The 18,865-nt window shown below is 42.4% G+C and carries 18 protein-coding genes; 2 read left to right on the top strand and 16 right to left on the bottom strand.

From position 1 onward, the window contains the following. Positions 1–595: 595 nt before the first annotated feature. The 13 genes from J2T14_RS11595 to J2T14_RS11540 all read right to left on the bottom strand — a co-directional run bounded on the left by J2T14_RS11595 (position 596) and on the right by J2T14_RS11540 (position 14,398). Positions 596–1,462, bottom strand: coding sequence for an aldo/keto reductase (locus J2T14_RS11595; RefSeq protein ID WP_307202936.1), 867 nt, complete (start codon positions 1,460–1,462; stop codon positions 596–598). Positions 1,463–1,632: 170 nt separating this feature from the next. Beyond that, the gene (locus tag J2T14_RS11590; RefSeq protein ID WP_307470911.1) at positions 1,633–2,478 is read right to left on the bottom strand and encodes an oxidoreductase; all 846 of its coding nucleotides are present in this window, start codon (positions 2,476–2,478) and stop codon (positions 1,633–1,635) included. Between the two features lie 232 nt (positions 2,479–2,710). Continuing rightward, positions 2,711–2,884, bottom strand: a complete 174-nt coding sequence (locus tag J2T14_RS30870) for a winged helix-turn-helix transcriptional regulator (protein WP_373458141.1) — start codon at positions 2,882–2,884, stop codon at positions 2,711–2,713. Next, positions 2,842–3,636, bottom strand: coding sequence for an LLM class flavin-dependent oxidoreductase (locus J2T14_RS11585; protein ID WP_307470909.1), 795 nt, complete (start codon positions 3,634–3,636; stop codon positions 2,842–2,844). The genes J2T14_RS30870 and J2T14_RS11585 overlap by 43 nt, the downstream gene beginning before the upstream one ends. Positions 3,637–3,646: 10 nt before the next feature. After that, complete coding sequence (locus tag J2T14_RS11580; protein WP_307202940.1) at positions 3,647–4,741, bottom strand: GerAB/ArcD/ProY family transporter; 1,095 nt, start codon at positions 4,739–4,741, stop codon at positions 3,647–3,649. Further along, a complete protein-coding gene (locus tag J2T14_RS11575) occupies positions 4,741–5,799 on the bottom strand; it encodes a Ger(x)C family spore germination protein (RefSeq protein WP_307470907.1) in 1,059 nt (352 codons plus the stop codon). Before J2T14_RS11575 ends, J2T14_RS11580 begins: the two co-directional genes overlap by 1 nt. Positions 5,800–5,825: 26 nt before the next feature. Continuing rightward, positions 5,826–7,298, bottom strand: a complete 1,473-nt coding sequence (locus J2T14_RS11570; protein WP_307470905.1) for a spore germination protein — start codon at positions 7,296–7,298, stop codon at positions 5,826–5,828. Between the two features lie 1,325 nt (positions 7,299–8,623). Further along, a complete protein-coding gene (locus J2T14_RS11565; RefSeq protein ID WP_307470903.1) occupies positions 8,624–8,923 on the bottom strand; it encodes a hypothetical protein in 300 nt (99 codons plus the stop codon). Further along, on the bottom strand, positions 8,895–9,311 hold the full coding sequence (locus J2T14_RS11560; protein WP_307202946.1) for a multicopper oxidase domain-containing protein: 417 nt from the start codon (positions 9,309–9,311) through the stop codon (positions 8,895–8,897). Before J2T14_RS11560 ends, J2T14_RS11565 begins: the two co-directional genes overlap by 29 nt. A gap of 690 nt (positions 9,312–10,001) precedes the next feature. After that, positions 10,002–10,481, bottom strand: a complete 480-nt coding sequence (locus J2T14_RS11555; protein WP_307470901.1) for a DUF3885 domain-containing protein — start codon at positions 10,479–10,481, stop codon at positions 10,002–10,004. A 202-nt stretch (positions 10,482–10,683) separates the two neighbouring features. After that, on the bottom strand, positions 10,684–10,878 hold the full coding sequence (locus J2T14_RS11550; protein WP_307470899.1) for a hypothetical protein: 195 nt from the start codon (positions 10,876–10,878) through the stop codon (positions 10,684–10,686). A 1,313-nt stretch (positions 10,879–12,191) separates the two neighbouring features. After that, positions 12,192–12,809: a hypothetical protein gene (locus J2T14_RS11545; RefSeq protein WP_307470897.1), complete on the bottom strand. Its 618-nt coding sequence runs from the start codon at positions 12,807–12,809 to the stop codon at positions 12,192–12,194. Between the two features lie 728 nt (positions 12,810–13,537). Beyond that, positions 13,538–14,398 carry an RNA polymerase sigma-70 factor gene (locus tag J2T14_RS11540; protein WP_307471935.1) on the bottom strand — a complete coding sequence of 287 codons (861 nt, stop codon included), beginning with the start codon at positions 14,396–14,398 and terminating at the stop codon, positions 13,538–13,540. A gap of 231 nt (positions 14,399–14,629) precedes the next feature. Here J2T14_RS11540 and J2T14_RS11535 point away from each other — a divergent pair, with 231 nt between their 5' ends. Next, positions 14,630–15,202: a carboxymuconolactone decarboxylase family protein gene (locus tag J2T14_RS11535; protein WP_307470894.1), complete on the top strand. Its 573-nt coding sequence runs from the start codon at positions 14,630–14,632 to the stop codon at positions 15,200–15,202. Positions 15,203–15,276: 74 nt separating this feature from the next. Next, positions 15,277–16,032: an SDR family oxidoreductase gene (locus J2T14_RS11530; protein ID WP_307470892.1), complete on the top strand. Its 756-nt coding sequence runs from the start codon at positions 15,277–15,279 to the stop codon at positions 16,030–16,032. A gap of 545 nt (positions 16,033–16,577) precedes the next feature. Here J2T14_RS11530 and J2T14_RS11525 read toward each other — a convergent pair. The 3 genes from J2T14_RS11525 to J2T14_RS30865 all read right to left on the bottom strand — a co-directional run bounded on the left by J2T14_RS11525 (position 16,578) and on the right by J2T14_RS30865 (position 18,721). After that, positions 16,578–17,027, bottom strand: a complete 450-nt coding sequence (locus J2T14_RS11525) for a cell wall hydrolase (protein ID WP_307470890.1) — start codon at positions 17,025–17,027, stop codon at positions 16,578–16,580. A 179-nt stretch (positions 17,028–17,206) separates the two neighbouring features. Next, on the bottom strand, positions 17,207–17,728 hold the full coding sequence (locus tag J2T14_RS11520; RefSeq protein ID WP_307470888.1) for a GNAT family N-acetyltransferase: 522 nt from the start codon (positions 17,726–17,728) through the stop codon (positions 17,207–17,209). 552 nt (positions 17,729–18,280) lie between these two features. Next, the gene (locus tag J2T14_RS30865; protein ID WP_373458154.1) at positions 18,281–18,721 is read right to left on the bottom strand and encodes a DUF5946 family protein; all 441 of its coding nucleotides are present in this window, start codon (positions 18,719–18,721) and stop codon (positions 18,281–18,283) included. Between the last annotated feature and the right edge of the window lie 144 nt (positions 18,722–18,865).

Genomic DNA, 18,865 nt, shown 5'->3' with positions numbered 1-18,865 from the left:
TATGGCTAGCCGTATTGTTCGCATAGGTGGAAAATTTTATACGCAATCGAGTCGATCTCTTTAACGCACTAAGGCAGCCGTTTATGGCTGCCGTAGTCCGTTTATTTATCTATTTTTGATTCCTCATCCCTGTGCTCCATATACCTTAGCTATATTCTTTAGATGATAGGCTAAAACATGGGGCTGCGAAATAAAAGGCGAGTGATCCGAGTCCAAAGAAATAATGGCTTCACTTGAAGACTCGCTATACATCTTTCTTTGAAGATTTAACGAGTTTATCCTTTAGTGTTTCGATATATACACGGGGGATACTTCCGAAATTTTTATCTCTAAGCGTAACCGGAGTCACGAAAGGCGAGAAAGGCTCGAGACATAATTTCTCTTTTGCTTTAGTAACGTCCGGATCAGAGCAATCGCCATAGAAGGAATATCGAGTACTTTTTCCGCTCGCAGAGACAATAGCATTTCCTCCTATCGATAACCGCCATTCCTAATGGAAAAACCGGGGTGCTGTGCCCCCGGTTCATATTTAAATAATACGAAAAAGTGAATCACTTAGTCGTTCAAATCACTTAGTCGTTAAACGGCTTGTCTTTTAAACTGCATTTGATAACTTCGCAAAATCCTCATCACTTAGTTCAATTCCTGCAGCAGCGATATTCTCTTCCAGATGCGCCACAGACGAAGTTCCAGGAATTGGCATTATGACCGGTGAACGTTTCAGTAACCATGCAAGTGCAAGCTGCGATGGCTGGATTCCGCGTTCTTTGGACAGTTTGCCGAGAATACCGTCTTCCTTAGCTAATTCACCGGTTGCTAACGGGTACCATGGAATGAACGCGATCTGCTGCGCTTCGCAATACTCGAGAACGGGTTCTGCATCTCGCTTTGCCAGATTGTACAGGTTTTGCACCGACACGATTTGGGCAATTTTTCTTGCTGCTTCGATTTGCGGGACACTCACTTCGCTCAAACCGATGTAACGGATCTTGCCTTCCTTTTGCAACAGCGCGAGTTCGCCAATCTGCTCTTCGAGGGGAACCTTCGGATCAATGCGGTGCAACTGCAAAAGGTCTATCCGGTCCAGACCAAGGTGGCGCAAACAGAGTTCTACCTGTTGCCGCAAGTATTCGGGACGGCCAACAGGAACCCATTGATTAGGACCCGGTCTCGTCAGTCCAACTTTCGTTGCAATAATAAGGCCATCTTTGTATGGGTGCAGTGCCTGTTTGATAAGTTGCTCGGATATAAATGGTCCATATGAATCTGCTGTGTCAATGAAATTAACACCCAGTTCCACCGCCCGACGAAGTACGCGAATGGCTTCATCCAAGTCTTTTGGTTCTCCCCACACACCGGGGCCTGTCAATTGCATGGCACCAAACCCCAAACGGTTAACCTTGAGTCCGTCGCCAACCGTAATAATGCCTGCTGCGGATGCCGAAACAGCTGAATTTGTCATGTATATGTTACTCCTTTTCAATTTTATTTTTGACACAAAAGTCCCGCAATCAACTTAATGATTACGGTACTTTTGAGTTCAACGCAGCCCTTAAAATCATACAGAACTCGACTAGCGAGTACCCGCGATATCCAACAAAATTCGACCGCCCCGCACAAGCGTGCTCGGACTTATACATCATCATGATCCGTGCCAGTAATGACATCATACCAATTTTCGATATCTCTTTCAAAGTCGGCTGTCTTTTCCCGGTATCTTTGCAAGGAATCTTTCCCGAGCGGCAAATGGACAGGCGGCTTCTCGGCATTCGCAACCTGAACGATAGCTTTAGCCAGCTTGACGGGATCACCTGGCTGCTTGCGGTTAGCCTCTACGGCGAATTCCCTCATCTTCCCGACGGTTTCCGCGTAATCGGGAATAATCCGATCCGAATTGCTAAGAGAAGATGCATCGAGGAAGTCCGTGCGGAAGAAGCCCGGAGCTACTACGGTAGCATGAATTCCAAGCGGTGCCAGCTCTAAAGCCAAGGACTCCGTAAGCCCTTCAACGGCGAACTTGGTCGAACCGTATACGCCCCAGCCGATATTTCCGCTTAATCCGCCAACAGACGAGATATTTATAATATGTCCCGAACGTTCGTTTCTCATATACGGCAGCACTGCGCGTGTCACGTTGAGCAATCCAAAAACGTTCGTCTCGAAATTCTTTCTCACCTCATCCGCGGAAGCTTCCTCCACTGCACTCAGAAGACCAAAGCCGGCGTTATTGACCAGGACATCAATTTTTCCGAATTTCTGAACGATCTGGTCCGCGGCTTCCTTCGCCTGCGCCTCATTCGTAATGTCCAATATTTCGACGCTAAGATTAGCGGGTTTACCCAGCTTATCCAACAAGGTCTCCGGGGAACGCCGGACCGTTGCTATAACCTGATCCCCGGTTGCGAGCACGGCTTTAACGATCTCCAAACCAATTCCTCGGGCAGCTCCTGTGACTACCCATACTTTTTGCTTTGCCATTATATACTCCCACCTATTCTTTGTCTTTTATATCTGAGAAGAAGTATTGCTGTCGTGCATGAGTAAACTATACTGCTTTTTCCCCGGTCTATAAAGCTCGATTTATTTGTCTATTCGGTTCAAAGCCGAAGCCTGCGCAAGCATGGTTACGCAAAGGTAACCTGGACAGAAAAAAGTAACTACTTCTCAAACCGATCCTTCGGCATCATAATGGCATTGCAAACACTTAAAGTTAAGTGTCCTGCTGCAAATTTTGACCTTTCCGGAAAGGTTGCTCGCTTTTGATTCGCATGTAATCCAAATGGGCGCTGCCCCATTGATGCATCAATGTTAATATCGCTTCTAAAGTACTGCCGTATTCCGTTAATGGATATTTCGCTTTATGTGGAACAGCCTGGTATACCACCCGTTTAACAATATAATGCTCTTCAAGCTCACGCAAGTTGCGTGGTCAGCATTTTTCGTGATGTTTGGTATGCCTTTCTGAAGATCGCTAAACCGTTTAGTGCCTTGAAAGTGCATATATAAAATAGGGATTTTCCATCTGCCCGTCATAACGTCCAACGCAGGCTCTATCCTGCAGTAACTCAAATCTTGTTCCATTTGTATTCGCTCCAATCCATTAATGACAAAATAAATGAAAGCAGGTGTTCCCGTTGAATAATGTAGCTGAGAATGTTCAATACAAACGTTTCGAGATCGGTCTTTATACCTTCGGCGATCCATACTGCGCAAAATTATCTCGATGACAAGCTGAGGGCTTCCCACCATTAAAGCATCCTCGATATTAGCAGATTGTAAAAATTGATGCCTTGGGAAAGGCATGCCCCGCATTGTTCGATAAACGTGATCCATATGCGGATAGAACTCGTTCTGCGCATCCTGCGAATTTTCAGCGACATAAAGTATTGTGGTCGTTGCTACGGGCAGATTAGCCGGATCATGACCAGCTTGATTTGCGGCTTGACGGTACGCATCCACCGCTGTCTTAAAATACCTCGACACACCACTATGCGTAGCAAGAGTCAATGGCACGCCGGCAAGGCCTGCTTTAATCCCGCTTTCCGGCAATCCCCCTACTGCCCGCCAAATCGGTAATTTCCCACGATGACAAGAAGCTGTAAGAGTAGGTAACATAAATCCTTTAGGGGCTGTCATGTGGCAGCCCTTATTTCCGATTTATTCCAATCTTAGCTCTGATAACATAAATGATAAATATGAACGGTATGTAAGCATAGATAAAATAAAATCTCATCTCAATGATGAATTTTTCAAATACATCGATATTCATACGTTCGTTGAACATCAGCGCGGCGATGAGAAGGGTTGCGAGTATGAAAGGCAAAGATAGCCGGGGTTTAAGCGTGGCAACTCTTTTCATAATTCTCGTGCAGCACCAAATAGGGATACAAATCGTAGGGATGATAACCATAAGCCACAAAAAAATAAAAATATATTCAAACCTTGTAATAAAGGTAAACTCAATAATTTTCGTCATCCCCAAACTAGGCCACAGGGTATGCTTTAGCAGTCCCTGACAAAAATACATAAGGGTTACAACAGTTAGTACTGTATATTCGAATGTACCGTAATGCAAGGCGATATGCGCCCATTTTGCGGTTTTCTCGGGTAATTTTAAGAAAGGGAAGTAAATAAGCAATGTTTCAATTCCGAAGTAAATAAAGCTGGAAGATTTAGATGCTTTAAGCAAATCAAGAAAAGAGTGATTGAGTACTGGCATTAAATTTTGGAGATCACCTTGTCGAATCGGGAAGTAAAGAAAAAAGATTAAAAATGAAGGGATCAAAAACCCGAAAAAACATACTCCGGTTAATACCCTGAACCCGCCGGATACAAAATAATAAATCATACAAATAAAGATCGCTGCCAATGCCCAGGTTTGAGTAGTTGGAAATACCCATACTTGAATGATTTCAATGTAAGTTCGAAAGACAAATAGAGATATTATGAAGAAGTATCCGACTAATAACAGTGAAAGGGAATTGCCCATGAAGTTGCCGAAGATCGTTCGATGTAAGTCTATTACATCTTTTGCGGGATAGCCGAGCATCTTATAGACCATCCAGATGATTAAATGCAGGCTCAAACCCAATAACATAACCGAAATCCAAGCATCTTGACCGGCATCCCTAACGACTAGACTTTGAAAATTCGACACAATACCGGTTTTTTGAGAAACAGCGATTAAGAAAAATACAAAGAATCCGGAAATTGTGTAATTTTCCTTAACCTGGTTCTGCATTAATGCCCAACTCCTGAGTGTATAATAATGATTTCCATCTTGACTTCAAAATCCAGATTCGGGTAGATTTCGTCATAAAATCCGTTCTCGCTGTACTTTCGATGCTGCCTCCTATACTGCTCTCCAAAGCCGATAGGATCGACATTATTCTTTTGTAAATGGACTAACATTTTTTTGATTTCTGAACCGAATTTTTCTTCGATTTGCTTCTTTACTTCATGCAAATCGTGCTTTTTTAGGATATTTATTTTTTTCGGATATTCTCTAAGTTCTATCGTTAATATAAGGGAAATCGCTGCCTTTCCGTTTTGCGCGATAGCTATTTTTCTCTTTCCGTGCCAAATAACAAGGGAATACTTCTCTTTTTGTTCGGTCGTGAAATCATATTGGCCTGTCAGGGCTTTGTCTTTAAGGAGTTTTATATATAATCCTTCTTTGTTGGTCAACCAAAGCTTTAATTTGTCTCCCTTGAAGACAACGATTCCATCCATATGCAATAAGCCCTGATCTTTCTTTATAGCTGGTAAATAAACATCTTGGCCTTCTCCAAAATACTGATTTATAAATGAATGATAATTTGTTTTTGGAGTATTCCCATGGTCCATGTTTTGTTCGACTAGTTCCGATAAGAAGAACGGAGGGTTTTTTAGGGTTTCGGCTATAATCGAGCTTGCATTTTGTTTTGTTATTACAAGAGTAGCATTGCTGCTTTTAATGGAATCTGAATTGATGATGTCGGCAACCTCCGCGAGGGCTTTTCTTGCAAATTTTTCGCTAATAACCCATGTCCGCAAATGACCGAGTTCGATAGGTTGCGAAGACTCGGCAGCTAGGGTTTTGAGACTCCCGGAAATCGTTTGCGACTTCGCGGTTAACATGGGTTTGGATTGTTTCCCGGAAGCATTATTATACGTAGGATAAGAAGCGCTCATCTTAATTGTCTCTCCTTCGATGTCTGTGCCAATGCTTTGAATGATTTTAATCCGATCGACTATCCGTTCTTGCGCGCAACCGGATAATAGGCAGCAGCAGAAGAAAACGAGAATATGCCCTTTCATTTACTCTTCCTCCTATCCGTAGAAAATTACTCGTTATCATAGTCGTCGCTGGTATCTTTATTTTTTTGTACGGAATATCTTTTTATTGAGAGTGGACGCGTAAATGAAAATCGTTTAGAAGTAAGGGAAAAGGAAGAGCGGATAAAACTGTCGGAGAAATCTTTGTGGCGAAAAGGGAACAGAGGCACAATATAAGGCATGCCCAACGATTTCAACCGCATTAAATGGCCCAAAATAAACATTAACCCAAGCATTATGCCTAAACCGCCCCACAAGGATGCCAAGAATATTAATGGAAAACGCAAAAACCGTATCGTGTTGGACATCTTATAGATAGGCGTAGTAAAGGAAGCCAATGCCGAAAGAGAAACAATGATGAGCAGAATATTACTGGTTAAAGCGGCTTGCACTGCTGCTTGCCCAAGTACGATACCTCCTACGATTCCCAACGTTTGACTAACCTTCGTAGGCAATCTGGACCCTGCTTCGCGCAATAGCTCGATGGTTATTTCCAAGAACAAGACTTCCAGCAAAGGAGGGAAGGGAACGTTTATTCTGGATTCGATTATCGGGCCTAAAAGATCCATGGGAATGACTCTGTAATGAAAGGTAAGAACTGCAACATAAGCGGAGGTTCCCAGAATTGAAACCGCGACCCCGAAATAACGAATGAGACGAAAGAATGAACCCAAAATCCATGGCAAATAATAATCTTCAGGCGAAATTAAAAAACTAAATAAGGTGACAGGTCCTGAAATCGCATAAGGAGAACCGTCGATTAAAAGGGACACTTCCCCGTTTATCAAGGAATATTTTATTCTGTCCACACGCTCAGTGGATAATAATAACGGGAAGGGAGTCTTCGAGTTGTCTGCAATGAGCTGCTCGAGAATAGAACTGTCAAAAACCACGTCAACATCTAGATCCAAGAGTCTTTGCCTTAACGTATTAACATGCTGAGGATTGGTGATACCCTCAATATAAGCGATAGCTATTCTTGTCTTTGAAACAGAACCAACGGTGTGTTCCTCAAATATAAGTTTTTCAGTTATCATCCCTTTTCTAAGTAAATTCATGTTGGTATCTAAATTTTCAACAAAACCGACTTTCGGGCCAATTACGCTGTATTCATTTTCAGTATTATTATTTTTGCGTAATCCTAGTTGTAAATCCGCAATGTCCACTAAAAGACCTTCATTAAAATGGGGATCTATTTGAAGAAAGATTGAACCTTTGGTTAAGCTAAGTGAAATTTGTTTCAGGTCCGATGAAACCTTGATTCCCTCAATGGGAATCAAAGCCTTTAAATCATCCAAATTTTCAATTTCACAATTGGAGGTTTGAATAAAGGAGAGTAAATCATGATGAAATTGTTCATGATTTATAAGCGAAGTATAGTAAGAGAAATGAAGAAGCTTGCCTTGTACCGTGATGGTTTTTTGTACAAAATCGCCTGATTTTGAGATCTCTCTTAGAGCCTTATGTATATTTGAGTTCATGGGGTACCACCTTTCTAAGAAAAATAACTCGTCTTATTATGGTGTTTTGAAGTTGAAATTATACCTTTTTCTGACAAGCGGTCGACTTTCCAGAGCTGAAGGCCTAACATGCTTATCCCCCTATTAAGAAACATAATATTCAAACAGTGTTCATGCCCGCCCGTTGAAGGGATTCGCTTCAATTGCTAATTTATAACTTAGATACTCGTTATCACTTCATAAAATTCCTCCTATAAAATTGGACAGCAGCCTTACATTGCTCGGTACCATTAAGGCTTTCCCGTTTTGAAAGTACGTTCCTTTTTCATGTTGCAAAGCCTCACAGTTGTTCCGAGCAACCGCCTCCTCTGTTTCCTTCTTATCTCATACTTATCTACAGGTGAAATCCAGCGAATTCATGACCCTACGTGGGAAAAGATAATTATTTCGAATGATTAATGTCATCGACAGTCTATTACTTGATTTTCACAGTCTAACCCTTTTTTTCATTCTAATACTTTAGTTTCCTTCAAATTTTCGGAACCAACATTTTACGAGTTATTTCGGCCCATAAATGGTCTAATTCAGTCATCGAGCGAGCCTCCTCACATATTATCTGGCTGATCCGGTGCGTCGTAACCTTCGAGTCTAAACGCCATATACCCGTCGCTATCGCGCCCTTCGTAAATGTAACGATAAGCGCGGTCGTACGGTATCTGGTTGTCCTTTAGAAAGCGCCGAGCCACCGTATAGCCCCGCGTCCGCAGCCTCGTCAGTTTCCTTTATTTAACTGTCGTTCTCCGTTATTGAAACTCATGATGCAAATACTACAGAACCTTAACCGTGGCAACCTCTTTGCCAGCCCATAATTTAAAGGTGAACCCACTGACAAAGATCTTGCCAAGGTGCATCATCGACTATAAAACGAATGTCCGCGTATGTATCCCATGTGCCTTCGATCAGATCTGTAATTCTGACTTGTACGGTCCAAGCATCGCCGACAAATTGTCTACCCTCAAGGCTTCCGCAGTTCACGATTAGATCCTGCAGCCAAGTATTACAGGAAAAGCTGCTTGGATCTCTGTCCCAGGTAATAAGTGCGTTGACTGAATGTATTGTTCCCATACATACCTCCCTCGTATAACCGAAGTAGATACGTTAAACTAACCTGTCCTTTAGCGTAATGCCATCCAAACGATGGGTGTAATGTAGTTGTAGTTGTGTACGACTACGGTTAAGGATATAGGTTCTTGTCCTGACCTTTGGTTCATTAGTGTCTCCTTTTGTATGCCTCGCCAAGAACCCGTCAAGGATCTCTATCATTGGCCCGTTTTCCACCGCTCCTTTCAACTCGTTCCTAACCAGCAACAATGCAGCTGTAGGAGGCATATGGATTGTCCGTAGTGCTTTGTAGGACCGTTCAAATCTTTGCCGTCCATCGAGATGACTTTGAACGAAACGCCCGCCACCCCCATATACTGCGTCCGGTTTGATGAATTTACGATCCGTAGACGCACCGTTTCCCCGGGTCCGGCGTTCAGCTTCACACCGTCCGTGCGGCAGTTGATCATATAACCGGCGCCGTCAAGCTCCTGCATCGTTACCGCGATATCTTTGTCATAGGAGCATATTCTCCTTCGGTTCAATGACGATTCGTCCGATCAAGCCTTTTTTTGCTTGCTCGGAGCTTTCCTGGTGTGAGTGATACCAATACGTTCCTGGGTGGTCTGCGATAAAAGAGTACGCGAACGACTCGCCTGACCAAATCACATCCTGAGTGACGCCGGCAACGCCGTCCTGGGAGCACGGCACCGCCACTCCGTGCCAATGAATCGTAACGCCCTCATCGATATCGCGGTTGATCAGCTTGACGACGACCCGGCCGCCTTCGCGCACCCGAAGCTCGGGTCCAGGCGTGCTGCCGTTAAAGGTCCACGCTTCTATGGTTGTGCCATCTTCAAGCCGGAGTATTGTGTCCTGTGCGGTAAGCTCGAATTCGCGCTCTTCGGCTCCCGTACCCGGGTCCTTCAACACACATGCTCGCCATATTGACCGACGCGGGATAGTGAGGGACGCCGCATCCGGCCGCAGTAGCCGCCGGTCGCGGGGAGCGTTTCACAATGTTTACAGTTGTCTCTTCAATCAATTCTGCGAGAAGAGTAATGTTCATATCTGTTTCCATCCTTTGCGGTGAGCTGAGGTGTTTCTCGATACCTTCATCATAGGAACGGCAAGGGATATCCTCGGCAGGAAGACTGAACCCGCCCTACGCCCTGCGATACGGCCTCATTATGATGATGCTCTCGCCAAGCCAAGGACCTATTAATTATCTTTTGTCGCTCGTAAACATCGAACCGATCTACTTTCTGACCGATTCCAATTTCTTTCGACCGACACTGGTTATAACGAATATATGGAGAGAAGCAAACCAATGATATGCAGCCAGAACTGAATACACTATTCCGCATCCCATTCGGAGCCTTTTAACGTTAATAAACCCAGATTTAAATACGAAAAAGCCAGTCAGATCAAGGGAAGTGATCTAACTGGCTAAAAAATAGTATCATTCACAACTATAAGTCTCATTCGTTAATAAGTTAATTTAGTCGGTCTCAATTGTAACTATTACTCACCATTATACCTTATACATTTATATGAATAATTATTCACTCCTCACTATTTATGACGATTTTTTCTCAAATATTTTAGAAGCATTCTCATTAATTATGACGCCACACAAGGCTTGATCCCTACATCTTGGTTACAAATAGCTTTAATTAAATTAAGATAATCTAGCTCTTTAACTTTATAATTGATCATATATCTAAAAGTATTGTCTAATTCGTCTGGTATTTCATCTTCATCAGCAAAGACATCGGGAATAACATTAAGCTTTAGATTTCTTAATAAGTGTTTACTCTTAATGTATTTTAGATATAAATTTACCCTTTTAACTTTATTTTTTAGGTTATAAGCAAAAACGGCATTTGTAACAATAATAATTTCATCATTTATCTCATTGATAGCTTTGAATAACTCAATTGCTCGTTTATACACACGTTCCATATAGAAATTCTTATCTAAATCATACGCATTTGAATCCCCAAGTTCAAATCGAATTCCTACATTCCAGTTGTAGAATAAAGGTGGCCTGAGAATTAAATTTGGAAAATGGTTACTCATAAATTGATCATAGGTCGTCATATTGGTTTCACCCACTTTAATAATACTTTCCACCCATTGTATATAACGATTTATAACTTCGCAATTCTCTATACCTGAAATAATTGCGTTAAGATTAAACTATACTGCCCGTTAGCTCAACGAGACTACCGATTTATGCCGGCAGCCTCGTTCTGGTGATTGTTAAGCTATAGTACCCGTTAGTTCAATGGTGAGACCGTTACTATGGGAGTTCAGTAATGAATCCATCCAAAGGAAATACCATTTGAACAAATTCTCCTGTATTAGCCATGATATCAACTGCAACACCATCAATCATAACAGACCATTGTCTATTTTCTGTAATTTTGTTCCAAATTGTATCATTCTCAAGTACACAATAAGCAGCTATTTTTTCCGTATCAAAATCAGCGTTCATCTTTTCGTTGATTACGTTTAATTATCCTTTTGCTTTGATAATAGCATTTTTTTCTGTAAGGATGGGCGTTTGAAATTGATAAATTACAAATATGCTTATAGCCATCAGCAATAATAAAGAGATTTTTTTCATTATGTTCACCTCTTAATTATTTTAATTCCAGAAAATTATCCCCAATCCTTCTATTAAGAAGCCATTACCATGCTAAGCGAACGAAAGGCTGCCAAGTGGCAGTCATGTCAGTATTGAACTATCGTACCCGTTAGCTTAATGACGCGATGCGGTTAGGTGGTGCAGGGTTGTCTGCTTGATACCTCTTCCTCGAAATACCTCGGGCAGATGACCGAGAGCGTTAGCCCGAAGCGTGGATACGGTGCAAGTATCCTCTTCTTTAAATTACTTAAGGGAATCTTACTTCACATTACTTATAGCGTTAATAATTTGATCAATCATTTCTATTTTTTTCTTTGTACCTGTCAAAATTAATTTTAATTAAGTTATGAATCTGTGGTACACATAACCCTACCAAGCCAATTATGAAGATAAAGAGACCAATTAATATGGGTATATAACATTCTGATTCATGGAACACTGCATAGGAAAAATCAATTCCACCCCACCCCATAAATTTAGCCATTAATAATCCAAAACCACTAGGAATCAAAGATACCACCATAACAAACACGGAAACCGCTTTATACGATGACTTAATAAGATCTCCTCCGATTATTCATTTCAATACAATGTGTCCAGACGGCGCACTTCGTTCACAAACCCATGCTGATGTAACAAAGTTTTCACTGCTGCAGTAACTTTCTCTGAAAAAGGCAGAGAAAGACCATCGAGCGAAGCCGACAGCCCAAGGCTTACTTATGCTTCGCTTTTCTATACGTTAATGTGGCCAACACTATTAGAATACTCATGACAAAAGCAATGATAGTAACAGAGATACCTCCGAAAAATGATTCTGCAGTCAATCCGACGTTCGCTGAAAAAAAAAGCAGTAACCATAAGATCACTGCAACAATATAAAACATTAAATTAAAAATAATTCCTACTGATATAGCAATAGTGCTGGTCTGTAAAACAAGAATCTTGGTACTAATTCGCGATCCGAGATAAATTGGAATCACTAAGTAAATATGATAAACCCAGAGAACTAAAGTGTCTAATTCCATTAACTCTTCTTATTAAAATATTCGTTAAGGAATGTGCAATACCTCCAGATAGTTTTCATACTAAACTGTCCGTTAGTTCAATAAAAGACGGCAGCATGTCATGGTCAGCTGCCGTATGTTGATGTTGAACTATCGTCACCCGTTAGTTGAACGAGAAAGTTTTAACAATTTCTCTTTGTACTTAGTTTCTAATCCAATTGAATTGGCTATCTCGAATAAAGTATCTGCAGGCATTTTATTCTCAATTCGTTTATTAACCCATAACCAATACTGCCATCCACTTCTTTCAAAGACAAGAGTATTGATACGTCCGTTAAACATAGTTCCATATATAGCTTTTATTCCACCATCTAACTCATATGTGCGGATTACGTTCCTTTTTCGTATGATCTCTTTGTGCTTTTGAGTTGCAGGTCGAATTTCAATTACGTAGTGATTCGGGGCCGCGACGATCCGGTTGTCACTAACATATTCGATTCGCAAACTATCATTAATTTTATGATCAGTATCGATGTGGCACTGCCCAAAAACATGTGTGAACGCTATGGGAGGTAACATCACTGGCAGTTCGATGTCTCGATTGAAGTGTTTTTCAAATTCCAGTACGGCATCGTCCACAGATTTGTAACCATATTCAAAGTAGAGTTTTTCAAAAGGTAAAGGTTCATTATTCGGAGACCGATAAGCGTAAGTGGTGGAAAAAGTATTGAGAAACAGACAGCAAAAAATCATTACATACAGTTTAATTTTCATAATCACACCTGCTCTTTTTAAGGTATTCTTCCCTAAATGGCGATGATTAATGGCTGTATCTATTCAACTAATCTGCCCGTTAGTTCAATGAAAAACGGCAGCCGGTCATGGCCAGCTGCCGTATGTTGATGTTGAACTATCGTTCCCCGATAACTTAATCTTCACTAGTAAGTATTGAATGCTTTTCCAAACTAAGCACATCATCCATAACTTCTCCATCAAAGTTCTGCAAGTAGTGGTATTGTGCAATAAGGCATTCTTTATAAGTCACGTTTATTGTAGTCTGTATAATTCGGATGCTCAACTTTGCAGTAATCGCTCTTCATCGAGGTTTCACTCCTTTAAACTGTATGTTATCTCAACAAAGCGCAGGCAGTCTAATCATTCATTATTAGTCCAACACTATATTTTCTTTAGTGGACCGGTTTCAAAAATTGGAAGCTTATTGCTTGCGTAACAACTTTCATCTTGCTAGCGAACTTGATCTACAGCACGCACAATATTCGGATTTCGAATACGTTCAAAAACATGTTTCTTATCGGATTCTTCTACCCCTTCGTCTATATTGCCATTCCCTTGATTTTATGGATGATTGGCAGTATAAGGAAGCGTCATAAAGCATTAAGTACCGATTAAACATGCAATGACGAACAGATCCAGGAGGACAGATACAATGCCCAATCGCCTCCCTCCAAGTCTGCCGCATCTTCTTTTTCCGAAATAGCTGCTTAACCTACATGCTTTAACTTATCGGGATTTCGGATGAAATATAAGTTTTGAATTTTATTTTCCTCGATCTGAAGCATCGCCACCGTATGAATGCCCTCGCTTGAACGAAGAATAAGTGAGGGTTGTCCATTAATTTGGCCGATTTCAATAACTGCGGCTCCTTCAACCATGGAAGCTTGGCGTACCGGACCAAGAAGAAACCGTGCAACGAGCTCCCCCGTTACGATCGGCTCGTCGGCGGCAGTCACTTTGCCTCCTCCATCGGAGACAAGGACAACGTCCTGATCAAGCATCGATAAAATTTGATTCATGTTTCCTTGCTTGAGCGCCGCCATGAAGCCGTGAACCCACTCATGGTTGGCTTCCTCAGAATGAACAAGCTCTCCGGCGGAAATTCCCATCTTTGTTCTCGCGCGGCTGAGCAGCTTGCGGCAGTTCACCTCGCTTTTATCAACGAGCTCCGCTATCTCAAGGAATTCAAAGCCAAATGCTTCACGAAGGACAAAAACAGTCCGTTCCGTAGGAGACAGCCTTTCAAGCAGTACAAGCATTGCATATGATAAAAGATCGTCCCGGACGACCGACTCCATTACATCCTCTTCCGGGCTAAGAAAGGGTTCCGGCAGCCATTCCCCATAATATTGCTCCCGTTTCCTGCGGGCCGACTTTTGCAAATCCCGGCATCGGTTCGTCACCATTTTGCAGAGATATGCTTTTGGCTCAGCCAGTTTCTCAGGGGGTACGTCATGTATTTTCAGAAAAACATCCTGTACGACATCCTCTGCATCGGATACCGAACCGGTCAGTTGGTAGGCGAGCTTAAACAACAGCCCTTTATATTGATTGTATAAAGCCTGCATTCTTCCACGTCCATTCCTGCTCATAAAATAAGTTCTTCCTATAATAAAACAAGCTAAAGCCCCTATTTGTGACAAAATGTCCGGATACTCGCGGTGTGTTTCTACATATCATTTCTAAATTCGTTTTTAATATGTACAGCATGGCTGATGTCACAGATGTAATCGCATCGTCGTTATATGGTGGAATGGCAAGCGATCGAATGAAAGAGGAAGGAGATGCCAGGTTATCAGATGGAGAAAGATCGCTCCATGTCACAAGATCAATCGCAACCTCGTTATATGTTCGAAGGCGCGATTCACAAATACGAAAGAAGAGGTGCAGTTATGACACAACGTATAAACTTTATGAAGGAATCACCGGAGCTTTTCAAAAAATTATTGGAATTCAGCAACGCCGAGAAAGACAGCGCGATTGAAGAAAAGATCCTTGATCTTGTTCACATCAGAGCTTCGCAAATGAATGGATGCGGATTCTGTTTGGACATGCATGTCAAACAAGCCAAGATCCACGGCGAGAGCGAGCTTCGCCTCTATCATCTGTCGATATGGAGAGAATCAACCCTATTTTCTCCGCGTGAACGGGCCGCGCTTGCATGGACTGAAGTTCTAACGAAGCTGCCTGAGCATGGCGTGTCTGACGAAGTCTATGACCGTGTACGCGGGCAGTTGTCTGAGAAAGAAATTTCGGACCTGACCTTCTCGGTTATGGCGATCAATGCTTGGAACCGGTTGAACGTCTCCTTTAAGACCGTTCCGGGTTCGGCTGACGCAGCGTATGGTTTGACGAAAGCAGGTTTAAGCTAATCCGCCGCCGGTGCTAAGTACGTCACAGGGATATTCATCAGAGACCATGAAAAACATACCTTAGGAGGATCAACATGAAAATCGTAGTTATTGGCGGTACCGGACTTATTGGAACTAAACTTGTGAGCAACCTTCGTCAGCTTGGCCATGAGGCAGTCGCGGCATCGCCTTCCAAGGGCATAAACGCCGTTACTGGCGAGGGGCTGGCCGAGGCGCTTAGCGGCGCTCAGGTTGTCGTAGACGTGGCCAACTCTCCTTCATTCGAGGACAAGGCCGTATTAGAGTTCTTCGAATCGTCGACGCAAAATCTCCTTGCCGCCGAAGCGGCCGCTGGAGTGAAGCATCACGTAGCACTATCGGTCGTGGGTACGGACCGCCTTCTTCAAAGCGGATATTTCCGCGCAAAAATGGCACAAGAAGAGCTGATCAAGGCTTCAAAGATCCCTTATACAATCGTGCGTGCAACGCAATTCTTCGAGTTCATTAATAGTATTGCTTATGTAGCAACTGAAGGAGAAACCGTTCGTTTATCTTCTGCCAATGTTCAACCCATCGTTTCGGATGACGTTGCTGCCGCGCTGGCCGACTTCACGCTTGAAGCGCCTGTGAACGGCACTGTCGAGCTGGCCGGCCCGGACCGTCTGCCTCTTGATGAACTCGTCCGTCAATTCCTGCGCGTGCAGCAAGACCCAAGACTGGTCGTCACTGACGACAACGCCCGATACTTCGGCGCAGAGTTGAACGATCAATCCCTCGTTCCGGGCGATAACCCGCGCATCACTTCGACCCGTTTCGAGGATTGGCTCAACCTCTCCGCGTCCCAAGCGTAATTCGGCACGGCAGCGTTGAGGCGAAATATGCAGTAACCATAAATTCATTACGCGTCCCTACAAAGAACCCTGCAAAGGGTTCTTTTCTTTTCAGGTCATTATGATTGTTGGAGCTGTTGTTGGACTGATACTCGGGAGTGCTGCTCGAATGAATCAAGCCGGGAAGCCTAGCCTACTCCTTCATATATAAAGGAACCTCACGATCACTATAAGAATATTCATTTACGCAATCTTGCCAGTTAGTTCAATGAAAAACGGCAGCCGGTCATGGCCAGCTGCCGTATGTTGATGTTGAACTATCGTCTCCCGTTAGCTTAATCTTCTTCCGATACTACTTGAAATTTGATAAAAGCTCACCCTTGATTATTTAAAGTTTGGATTTGCAACTACTTTTAATTGATCACCTATTTTTTCACAGTCAGGTGAGGACTATTATCAAGAAGAGGCTGTGCTTCTTTTAAGGCAACTTTTCGTAGTCGATGGCATACCAAAGTGTTATTTATTTGGCATTGAATGCCTTATGGCATTAGCCCTTATAAAGCTTTTTATCGGTAAATTTCCGCGCATTCCGTGCTTGTAGGTTGGTAAAAACAATGATTTTTCCAAGCACCCGCGAGCGGTTGACCGTACCACATTGCGGGGCAAGCTTGAGATGTTGGCCCCCACGGGTTGAAATACCACAGCGAGTATTTTGCAGGCCATTCTCGCCAGCCTTTTATGGTCTGTTCAGCTAACCGCCGCTCTCGTTCCCGTGACTTCAGATAAAAATCGGGTTCTAATATGGCATCGAACATGGCATCGTCATTCATATAATGATAAATAACATCATTAATATTGTTGACGTTCTTGAAATCCGAACACCTGACTACGGCCCGATTAATCACGACAGCGCCAACCGTTAACATACCCTTTTCGCCTTCCGCCTGTGCCTCGCCCCTCATAAGCCGTGCCAACAAATCAACGTCAGACGACCTATACTTAACCCTCGCACCCATGGCAAAACCCCCTTCAACTGGTTAACACACTATATTCACATTTTGCCAAAATGATCGTTGGCGTGCGGGGTGGGTCACATGTGTGCCAGGGTGTCAAAACTTAAAAAAGCAGCCGATCGTTTGGCCGGCTGCCGCTGTGTAATAATGGTTGAACTATCGTGCCCGTTAGCTTAATACGATTAAACCAATTTATACATAAGTATGTCATCTACATATTCATTTTCACCAAACTTAACTTCTTTAATTTTACGTCCTTCTTCAACAAATCCCACACTCTTGTATAAAGCTATTGCCCTTAGATTTGTTGAAAGAACACCTAAACTTATCTTCTCAATCAAAGGATTCTTTTCTGCCCAGTTTAAAAGATCGTTTATAAGCATTTTACCGATACCCATACCTCGATAATCTTTATGTATCATAGTTGTAAAATAACCAGTGTGAGAAAGTCTTTTTAGATTTTTGGACTGAAAAACAATCCATCCAACAACTGCACCGTTAATTTCAGCTACAATTATTGTATCTCTTTCATTCTCTAAAATGTTCTGTATCCAATTTTTATGTTGTTCCGTTGTCCTATCGAACTCTTCTGAAGCTAAAATCAAATATTGGTTTTCAATAACAACAGCCTGTTGAATATTTAAAATTGTTTCTGCATCATCCAAACTGCCAGTCCTTATTACTACACTATCTTTTTTTATCAAATGATTTTGCCCCTTAGATTTAGATTTTCATTATTGTTCTACGCAAAATAACAGAAACCCTCTTATTCAAAGGGTTCTTCACACGAATAAATCTCATGGAAAAATCCCATATACGGGATGAACGTCTTCTAGACATTTTATGCGATACGACAGCTCCTCATCACATTCCGGCTCTTCGCCGTTGTTTCGCATTACATTGAATGCATCTATAATACCCTCCATGAGGTTTGCTTGAATAAGCAAGGGCAATATATTCAACATCGAATGATCGAGCCTAGTTTCGGATCTGTATCCCGCGAGGACTGTTTCAAAATAATCCTCCATAAAAGTCCTTCTGTGGACTTAAATGATAACCACCTTGTTTAACATTAATACATCACTCCTTTGAGCACATTTTACCTGAAAATGCCATTCAAATTCTATGGAAACTTTCTGTATAACAAAATTCAACTTTTAAAGGGTGTTTATCCTGCCCGTTAGCTTAACGAGGCTATTGGTCGTTTTCGCGGCAGCCTCTCGGTTCGGGTTTTGAAACAATCGTTTCCCTTTAATTTAATCATTACTTTTCGTAACCAGTGGGCCCATTTCTTTCAGTGTAGTTCGCCCCCATTGCTCTGCGAGCTTACAGTAACTATCGGAGTCATGCATTTGTGAGGCCACGTCGGCGATCGTCATGGTCCATGCTACCTTAGGTAGTGGTAGTGCATTCATTGGTCTTTGAATACCCTTGATGTTCCCTGGTCCCCTGGCCATATCTAGGCGTATTAATTCCGTAGGATAACCTTCCTCTAGATGCCTCCGTAATGCGGATTGCGCCCAAACATACATTTCATCGCTGTAGCCTTCATGTTGCACCATGTACGAGGCAACAGTTAGAAAGTGCACCCTTCCGTAGCTTGGATATGTGAATTCAAGGGCCATAAACTCATTGAATATCGATTCGCATGTTTTCTCCTGAGAAAGTTCGGCACCACATTTATTACAAGTATCGATTACGATTACCTCCTATGTATCGATTATTTTTCTCCCTTATTGCTGGCTTATTTTTTGGACGCAACCATTTAAATCACGTATTAAAAGTAAGTGGCCCTACGGGAAAGTCAAGGTATAATGAATTGCAAATCTATGTGGGATTTG

Origin of the sequence: Paenibacillus harenae (assembly GCF_030812415.1) — a bacterium.
Taxonomy (GTDB): domain Bacteria; phylum Bacillota; class Bacilli; order Paenibacillales; family Paenibacillaceae; genus Pristimantibacillus; species Pristimantibacillus harenae_A.
The sequence above is the reverse complement of the archived record's forward strand: the minus strand, read 5'-3'. Positions and strand labels throughout refer to the sequence as shown.